This window comes from Pseudomonas sp. Ant30-3 (assembly GCF_000690905.1).
Taxonomy (GTDB): domain Bacteria; phylum Pseudomonadota; class Gammaproteobacteria; order Pseudomonadales; family Pseudomonadaceae; genus Aquipseudomonas.
This window is the reverse complement of the sequence record NZ_JMCL01000266.1, coordinates 1-751: the sequence shown is the minus strand read 5'-3', so window position 1 is coordinate 751 and position 751 is coordinate 1. Positions and strand designations below refer to the sequence as shown.

The window sequence follows — 751 nt, the reverse complement described above, 5'->3', positions numbered from 1 at the left end:
TCCGCGTCGGCATGCACGGCCCAGGTGCCGGGCTGCGTCTCGTCAGCCAGGCCCAGGCGCTGCAAGCGTTGGAGTCGGCCGATCAGCAGCAGCCGCTGGCGTTGCAGGCGGGGCTCATTGAAGCGCTCGATCTGCACCCGGCCATCCTCGCCGGCCTCACGCTGCAATGTGCGGTCGAGGCTCGTCCACCGCTCCTGTTCCACCTCGCGCTGCAAGGTCTGCTGGATCTCCAGTTCGGTGCGCGGCCCCAGCCATTCCGTCGCCAGTTCGGCGGCGCGATGGCGGAAGCCGTGGGCGATGTAGTCGCCCGCGATGATGAGGTCTTTGCCGGTGTCGTCGCGCCCGCGCACGATCAGGTGGGTGTGCGGGTTGTCGGTGTTCCAGTGATCGACTGCCACCCAATCCAGCCGCGTCCCCAGATCGGCTTCCATGCGGTTCACAAGATGCCGGGTGTAGGTGCGCAGGTCGTCCAGCTCGGCCCCGTCCTCGGGCGAGACGATGAAGCGGAAATGGTGCCGGTCGTCGTTGGCCCGCTCCTTGAAGGCATCGAGGTCGGCATCGTCAATCTGCGGCCCGTAGGCCCGGCCCGGTTCGCCATCGCGGCCGGCGCCGTCGCGCTCGATGTAGCGCAGGTGCTTGGCGAGCGACTGCGGGCTGGCGTTGCGTTGATTGACCAGTAGGGTCTTGATGGTCACGCGCCGCGACATGGACGTCAGCTTCGCCCCGGCGAAGCGCGCCGCCGTATGGCCGC

1 pseudogene is annotated in these 751 nt (G+C 68.4%); it reads right to left on the bottom strand.

What is annotated here, in order from left to right:
* Positions 1–751, bottom strand: a pseudogene (locus DU29_RS0129305) (type VI secretion protein); the annotation flags it as partial.